Consider the following 8,217-nt stretch of genomic DNA (forward strand, 5'->3'; position numbering starts at 1 on the left):
TTTAAACTCTAATCGACAAAAAGTTTTAGGAATTATTTAATTTTCAAATTAGCAAATTTCATTTTGTAGTCAGGCCTTGCTTTTCCTTCCATGATATTTTGCAGTTTTTTTCCAATCATTTTTTTGCGTAAAGCAGATAAATGATCAGTAAACAATATACCTTCTATGTGATCATATTCGTGTTGTATTACACGTGCAATTAATCCATCAAAAATTTCGATTTTGTTTTCAAAATTTTCATCTTGATACTCAATTGTAATTTTTTCATGACGAAATACATCTTCACGAACATCAGGAATACTTAAACAACCTTCATTAAAACCCCAAATTTCCCCTTCCTCTTTTAGGATTTTAGCATTAATAAAGGTGCGTTTAAAATCTTTCAGTTGTTCTGCTTCTTCTTTAGAAACTTCATCACTATCTGCAAACGGAGTAGTGTCAATAATAAACAAGCGAATAGGTAATCCAACTTGTGGAGCCGCTAATCCAACCCCACAAGCATGATACATGGTATCGTACATGTTTGCAATGGTTTGTTGTAAATTAGGGTATTCGGGAGTAATATCTTCTCCTATTTTTCTCAATACCGCCTCTCCATAGCCATATATTGGTAAAATCATAACTGTATTTTTAATGGGGCAAAAGTACGGATTTTACCCTTAATTTTAGAATAACTTTTGATTTAAAAAATCTTGAAGTAAAATGGTAGCTGCAATTTCATCTATTAAGCCTTTGTTTTGACGTTGTTTCTTCTTTAAACCGCTGTCAATCATGGTTTGAAAAGCCATTTTTGAAGTGAAGCGTTCGTCTACTTTTATTAAAGGAAATTTTGGAAATTTTACTCGGAAATCTTCACAAAATTTTTCGATATAAATTGCACTTTCAGAAGGTGTTCCATTCATTTGTTTGGGATCTCCAATAATTACTTTTTCTACTTTTTCTTTTATAAAGTAATTGGTTAAAAAATCAAATAATTGTGTTGTTTCAACAGTGGTTAGTCCACTTGCTATAATTTGCATTTCATCTGTAACCGCAATCCCTGTACGTTTTTGTCCGTAATCAAGCGCTAAAATTCTGGCCATAACTTATAAATAGAAAACAAAAATACAATTTTTCAAACTCATAATTCTCATTCTTTTTTATCAATTCAAGTGAGACAAGAGCGTTTAAGGTTTATTTATGCTTTAATTTCATTATAATTTGCAAAAGGAATTTATCTTTTTTGATTAATTAAAAATTGAAATTAATTTAGTTGTTTGAATAGGGTAGAAGTGAAACTTTGCTTTTGATATAAAAATACCCCAAAACGTCAGTGCCTTTTGGGGTATTTTATTTATAGGGAAGTTTTTTTTATCTGACTTGAAATTTATTCTTTAGATAATCAATAGCCATTTTATTTGCTTCAGTAGCATCTTTTTCGTTGTACTTAGGATTACTAGGATTAGCAAAAGCGTGTTCTGATTCGAAAATTTTATAATTTAATATTTCATTTGCTTTTTTCATATTCTCCGCAAATTCTTCAATAATTTCTTTTGAAATCCATTGTTCTGTAGCAAATAAACCTAAAACATCACAATTTAATGTTTTGAGTTTTTCTATGTCTTTTACGGGCATTCCATAATACATTACTGCACCAATTGCTTGTTTTTTAATTAAAATAGCTGATTTAAGCGACCATCCTCCACCAAAGCACCATCCTGTAGATGCAATTTTAGCTTTTTTACCCGCAAATGAAAGCGCTCCTAAGACTATTGTTTCCAATCTCTTTTCATCAGCACTTTGCATGTATTTGGCTGCCTCCTCTGGTTTAGTCGCAATTTTACCATCATACATGTCGATTGCTAATACATTAACATCACCTTTTAACTCGTTGTAAAAAATATCACTTTGTTTTTTTATATGATCATTCAACCCCCACCATTCTTGATAAACGAATAACCAATTATTAGTTTTCTTCTTGGCCATAACAGCATAAGCATTGGCGTTTTTTCCATCATTTGTTGGGAATGTTATCATTTTTCCTCCTACTTCACTGCTGTGATTGTATGTCAATGGACTTAAATGAGAAGCAATGAAGTTTTGATCATTGGTAAATACGGCCATGTTTCCATCACTTGAGGCAAAATTTAGCTGACAGCAAGATTGGCTAAATACAAACGTATTTGTCATTAATGTTAAGTAAAATAAGATCTTTTTCATAGCAATTTAATTCTTTATTTTTTACGAAATTAGTTACTAGTAAATTTATTTTTTGTTAATTCATAGAGTTAAAATTTATGATATCATAAATTTTTGTTATAAAAAAACCTGCTTGTGGCAGGCTAATTTTTTGTTAATTAATATTTTTTTGAGATTTATATATGAAGTAAAAACCAAGAATTATAAATGGAATACTTAACCATTGACCCGTTGAAAGAGAATTAAACATTGGGTATTCTTCAAATCCACCTTGACTTTCTTTGACAAATTCTACTCCAAATCGGATGGACCAAAGTAGTACCAAGAAAATGCCAAATAATAATCCTGATTTGTTTCTAGCATCTGTTTTCCAATATAAGTAAAATAAAAGAATGAAAACTGGTATGTAAAGGATGGCTTCATATAATTGTGCAGGATATCTATAAGGAATAGCATTTAAAATATCTTTAAATTGCGGATCTTTTGCAATGGCATTGTAAGCTTGTGATGCATCAGAAATATGAGTAGCTTGTATAACATCATTAGGTGTTAAATTGTCTTCACCTTTAATAAATTTCATAGCTAAAAAACTATCTTCATGGGTAGGTTTTCCGTAAATTTCTGAATTGAAAAAATTACCTAAACGAATAAATATAGCTCCAAATGAAACAGGGATAACTATTCGATCCAAAATCCATAATAATGGGCGTTTTAGTATTTTTTCTTTGATGTAGTACATAGTAAGTATGATAGCAATTGCAGCTCCATGACTCGCAAGACCACTAAAACCAGTGAAATGTAAACCACCCTGAGTACTTATTGGTAAAAGGATACTCAATGGGTCTTGAGAAAATAATTCAGGTTGATAAAATAAAACATGTCCGAGTCTTGCACCTAGCATAGTTGCTACAATAGTGTAAACAAATAGTTTGTCTAATTTTTCGATGCTTTCATTTTCTCTGATGAAAATATATTTCATTATATACCATCCGAAAGCAAACGCAGCTACCCATGTTAGGCTATAAAAACGAATCATGAAAAAACCTAAATCAATTCCTTCTGTTGGATTCCAAATCATATTTTTGTGATTTTAATTAATTAATTTTAAGGAACAGGATCATAACCACTTTTTCCCCAAGGATGACAACTTGCAATTCTTTTGAAAGCAAGCCAACTACCTTTAAATAAGCCATGTTTTTCTAAAGCTTGAATTGAATAGGTTGAACAAGTAGGTTCAAATCGACAAGCAGCAGGTGTTAATGGCGAAATTACTAATTGATAAAAACGAATTAGTATTTTAAAGGGGAATATGGCTATTTTCTTCAAAAGCATTGTAATTGCTATCTTTTTTGGCAAATATAAGTATAAAAAGATTAAAATAGAGTGAAATTTTAGCGTTAAAATAATTTTCAAACTATGATATTAGTCAGTTTTTTTGTCTTTATACCACCCTACATTTGTCCTATAATTTTAAAACAAACAGAAAAATGAAAAAATTATTATTATTAGCAGGTTTTGCATTATTTAGTTTAACATCGAATGCACAAGAAACGAATAAAGGTTTACAAGGAACTTGGTGGGCTGCTGGTCAATTATCTTTTGGTTCAAATGATAATGGTACTGTAAAAACTACTTCTAATGCTATTATTCCAGTAGTTGGTTATTTTGTTGCTCCAACAACAACTGTTGGTTTAGCTGTGGGTGTTATCAATGGTAAAACAGAAACTAAAACAGGTTCAGTTACAACTACAACAGCAGAGTCGTCTGCATTTATTGTTCAGCCATTAGTTAGAAAATACTGGGGAATTGGAGGTAAGTTTTTCTTATTTGGTCAAGCTTCATTACCAATGACTTTTGGTAAGGATAAAATTTCTGATGATAAAATGACTTCTTTTGGTGTAGATATTGCTCCAGGTTTTGACTTTATCGTAAACAAATGGATGACAGTAGAAACTTCTTTTTCATTAGTTAACTTTACTTCAACTACAACTAAACCTAATGTAGGGGATAAGACTACTGATGTAAGTTTTAACGCTAATCCATTTGATTTGACAGGTTCAAGAAATGTGGGAGGTTTAAGAGTAGGGGTTAAATTCTTATTCTAATATTATAGATAGAAAGTAAATTAATGAGAGCAGATAAAATTTCACGAAAGTGTAAAAATTTATTCAAGTTCTAGTTTAATTTTTGGTTAGGAAAAAAAGCCACTCAAAATTTGAGTGGCTTTTTTATGTTGTGAATTTAGTATTATTAATAGAGAAATGAAGTGCCTTCTTTTCCATCTTTTAATTGAATACCTAATGCTGCTAATTTATCTCTAATTTCATCAGAAAGTGCCCAGTTTTTATTAGCTCTAGCTTCATTTCTCATTTGTATCAACATTTCCAAAACGGAGTCTAGCTTGTCTGTGTTTTGTCCACTCTCTTTTTTAGAAAGTAAACCTAAAACATCAAAGGTGAAACTTTTTATCGTAGTTGAGAAAGTTTCTAAATCTGTAGCCGTTAATGTTTCTTTTTTATCATTAATTAAGTTGATGACTCTCACAGCTTCAAATAATTGAGCAATTAAAATAGTGGTGTTGAAATCATCATTCATTGCATTATAACAGGCTTTTTTCCAGGCTTCTACATTAAATGTTGAATTTGAACTTGGTTGTAATAAAGGCAATAAATCAATGGCTTCCATTAATCTATTGTATCCTTTTTCACTTGCGATCAATGCTTCGTTAGAAATATCGAGTACTCCTCTGTAATGTGCTTGAAGGAAACAAAAACGAATTACTGAAGGATGAAATTCTTTTTCAAAAATTGAATTAGTCCCTTCTATTAACTCCATGGGTAAAACAAAATTTCCAGTCGACTTACTCATTCGAAGCCCATTCATTGTAAGCATATTGGCATGCATCCAATAATTCACTGGGTTTTCATGATTGCAACCTTTTCCTTGAGCTACTTCACATTCGTGATGAGGGAATTTTAAATCTAACCCTCCTCCGTGAATATCGAATTTTTCACCAAGATACTTGGTACTCATGGCTGTACACTCTAAATGCCAACCAGGGAAGCCTTCTCCCCAAGGAGAATTCCAACGCATAATATGTTCTGGTGATGCTTTTTTCCACAAAGCGAAATCTTGTGGGTTTCTTTTTTCGTTTTGTCCGTCTAAATCTCTTGTGTTAGCAAAAAGTTCTTCAATGTTTCTATTGCTTAATTCACCATAATTTAAACCGCGTTTGTTGTATTCAAAAACATCAAAATAAACAGATCCGTTGCTAACATAAGCTAAGCCATTATTTATTAATTTTTCTGTTAATTCAATTTGTTCAACAATATGTCCAGTAGCTGTAGGTTCTATTGTTGGTGGAAATGCATTGAATAACTCCATCACCTTATGGAAATAAACTGTATACTTTTGTACAATCTCCATTGGTTCTAATTTTTCCAATCGAGATTGTTTTACAAATCTGTCGTTATTAACATCACCATCATCAGTTAAATGACCAGCATCTGTTATATTTCTTACATACCTTACTTTGTAACCTAAATGAGAAAGATAACGATATACCATATCAAAAGATAAAAATGTGCGAACATTACCTAAATGAACATAACTGTAAACAGTAGGTCCACAAACATACATGCCTACCTTTCCTTTATGAATTGGATTAAATAGTTCTTTTTCTCCAGTAAGTGAATTATATATTTTTAATTGATGTTCTTTATAAAGTTCCATTTATCTTTAGCTAGGTAACAAATTGTTTGTTTAAAATTGAGTATCTAATTTGATGTAATCTAAAAATTCTCTTCGCGTCTGTTCCTCTTTAAATTTCCCTCCGAATTCAGCAGTAACTGTACTACTTTCAATATCTCTTATTCCTCTCGAATTGACACACAAGTGTTTTGCATCTATAACACAGGCTACATCTTCAGTATTTAATACTTTTTGTAGTTCTTTTACAATTTGTATAGTCAATCTCTCTTGAACCTGAGGTCGTTTGGCATAATAGTCTACAATACGATTCATCTTAGATAATCCAACTACTGATCCATTAGAAATATAGGCAACGTGAGCTCTACCAACTATAGGTAGTAAGTGATGTTCACAAGTAGAATAAACAACAATATTTTTTTCTACTAACATTTCACCATATTTATATTTGTTGTCAAATGTTGATGAACTTGGCTTCTTGTTTGGGTTTAAACCACCAAAAATTTCTTTCACAAACATTTTAGCTACTCGATTAGGAGTGCCTTTTAAACTATCGTCAGTTAAATCCATACCTAATGTTGTCAGTATGCTTTCTACATCCTTTTTGATTGACTCAATTTTTTCTTCATCTGAAATAGTGAAAGCGTCAGCTCTCAAAGGGGTATCTGAACTTGTAGCGATATGATTATCGCCCATTTCATCTAAAAATTCGTTATCAATACTCATTTCTTATTTTTTGATTGCAATTTTTTGCAAAGATAATTTTTTTGGTTTCAAAATCATAAATTAATGTAATTTAACATAAAATTAATTGAAAAATAATATATTTTATTAAATTTGCTAATTCAACTATAATTACCAAACAACTATAATTTTTTAATAATGAAAAAAATTACGCTGTTGATTTTAACTCTATTGAGTTTAAATTTAACGTTCTCTCAAGGATCCACATGCGCTACTGCTTCTGCTTTTTGTGCTGGTGGATCGACTTTAACATTTCCTAATACTACTAGTGTACCAAGTACCGGTAGCCCAGGATGTTTAGGTTCGGCACCCAATCCTGCTTGGTTTTTCTTCCAAATTGGAACTTCGGGGAATCTAAATTTTACATTAACTCAAGGGAGTAATGCTCCTAATTACAACAATCAAGATGTTGACTTTATTTGTTGGGGGCCATTTGCTTCTCCACAATGTACAGGTTTGTATGATTATCCAGATGGTAATACTTCTTTTCCTAGTAATGTTGTAGCTTGTAGTTATTCGGCTGCGGCAACTGAAAATTTTACTATTCCAGGAGCAGTTGCGGGGCAATATTACATGATTATGATTACGAACTACTCAAATCAAGCAGGTCAAATTACGCTTACGCAAACTAATTTAGGAAATGCAGGTGCTGGTTCGACCAACTGTAATATCGTTTGTGGTGTGGATTTAGGTCCTGATATTATAACTTGTCCAGCACCAAAAAATTTAACCGCAACTTTTTTAAGTACACCAACTATACCAGGTGTGCCTATATATCAATGGTATCTAGATGGAGTATTGCAACCTTCTTATACCACACAGACTATCACAGTAAATCAGTCAGGAACATGGTCTGTTACCGTAACAAGACCAGGATGTACTGCTCCTGCGTCAGATAGTGTCAATATAATATATACTAGCGGAGCAACATTAACATCTCCTCAACAAGTTAAATTATGTAATAACGTTAATCCGTTACTTTTTAATTTAACATCTATTTATCCACATATGTTAAATGGTTATTCGATGGCAGATTTGGAAAATATAGGATTTTATCTTACTCAGAATGATGCTTTCAATAACGTTAATATGATACCATTTTCTCAGTGGTCTGCTTTTCCAGGAACGAATGGTCAAACAGTTTATTTTGCAGCTGAAAACGTAGCCTCGGGAACTGGATGTAGAGAAGTAGTTCAAGTCTCATTGATTACAGAAATTTGTCCATTTACTTTGCCTGATTTAACTTTATGTGATGACGCTAGTAATGATGGTATTGCTGTATTTAATTTTGATCCTCAAACAGCATTAGCATTGATGATTCCTAATCCATCAAATTATGTTGTTACTTATCACACTTCACAGGCCGACGCTAATGGAGACGTTAATGCTATAACACCAACAAATGCTTATTCGAATATTAGTAATCCACAGACAATTCATGTTAGAAGAGAAGAAGTATCTAATCCATTGAATTTTGCTTACACAACTTTTCAATTGCATGTTGTAGCTCAGCCTACGGTTACGATTTCTGGTTCAGCTTCAATATGTTTAGGTTCGTCGACGAATTTAACATTTACAGGTACTCCT

Annotated in this window: 8 protein-coding genes and 1 pseudogene; 2 read left to right on the forward strand and 7 right to left on the reverse strand. The window is 31.8% G+C overall.

Annotated elements, in window-relative coordinates; all coding sequences use genetic code 11:
* Window positions 1–32: 32 nt before the first annotated feature.
* The 5 genes from def to yidD all read right to left on the reverse strand — a co-directional run bounded on the left by def (window position 33) and on the right by yidD (window position 3,510).
* A complete protein-coding gene (gene def, locus QZ824_RS09590; RefSeq protein WP_291275802.1) occupies window positions 33–620 on the reverse strand; it encodes a peptide deformylase in 588 nt (195 codons plus the stop codon).
* Window positions 621–665: 45 nt separating this feature from the next.
* Window positions 666–1,082: a Holliday junction resolvase RuvX gene (ruvX, locus tag QZ824_RS09595; protein ID WP_291275803.1), complete on the reverse strand. Its 417-nt coding sequence runs from the start codon at window positions 1,080–1,082 to the stop codon at window positions 666–668.
* 268 nt (window positions 1,083–1,350) lie between these two features.
* Complete coding sequence (locus QZ824_RS09600; protein WP_291275804.1) at window positions 1,351–2,199, reverse strand: dienelactone hydrolase family protein; 849 nt, start codon at window positions 2,197–2,199, stop codon at window positions 1,351–1,353.
* A gap of 133 nt (window positions 2,200–2,332) precedes the next feature.
* Complete coding sequence (lgt, locus tag QZ824_RS09605) at window positions 2,333–3,256, reverse strand: prolipoprotein diacylglyceryl transferase (RefSeq protein ID WP_291275805.1); 924 nt, start codon at window positions 3,254–3,256, stop codon at window positions 2,333–2,335.
* A 26-nt stretch (window positions 3,257–3,282) separates the two neighbouring features.
* Window positions 3,283–3,510, reverse strand: coding sequence for a membrane protein insertion efficiency factor YidD (gene yidD, locus QZ824_RS09610; protein WP_291275806.1), 228 nt, complete (start codon window positions 3,508–3,510; stop codon window positions 3,283–3,285).
* 155 nt (window positions 3,511–3,665) lie between these two features.
* On the opposite strand from yidD, the gene QZ824_RS09615 reads away from it, so the two are divergent.
* Window positions 3,666–4,283 carry a hypothetical protein gene (locus tag QZ824_RS09615; protein ID WP_291275807.1) on the forward strand — a complete coding sequence of 206 codons (618 nt, stop codon included), beginning with the start codon at window positions 3,666–3,668 and terminating at the stop codon, window positions 4,281–4,283.
* A gap of 145 nt (window positions 4,284–4,428) precedes the next feature.
* Here QZ824_RS09615 and cysS read toward each other — a convergent pair whose 3' ends face one another.
* Window positions 4,429–5,910, reverse strand: coding sequence for a cysteine--tRNA ligase (gene cysS / locus QZ824_RS09620; protein ID WP_291275808.1), 1,482 nt, complete (start codon window positions 5,908–5,910; stop codon window positions 4,429–4,431).
* Window positions 5,911–5,940: 30 nt separating this feature from the next.
* The gene (gene folE, locus QZ824_RS09625) at window positions 5,941–6,612 is read right to left on the reverse strand and encodes a GTP cyclohydrolase I FolE (RefSeq protein ID WP_291275809.1); all 672 of its coding nucleotides are present in this window, start codon (window positions 6,610–6,612) and stop codon (window positions 5,941–5,943) included.
* 156 nt (window positions 6,613–6,768) lie between these two features.
* Here folE and QZ824_RS09630 point away from each other — a divergent pair.
* A pseudogene (locus QZ824_RS09630) lies at window positions 6,769–8,217 on the forward strand (hypothetical protein); the annotation flags it as partial.

The sequence above is a fragment of the Flavobacterium sp. genome, assembly GCF_021151785.1.
Taxonomy (GTDB): domain Bacteria; phylum Bacteroidota; class Bacteroidia; order Flavobacteriales; family Flavobacteriaceae; genus Flavobacterium.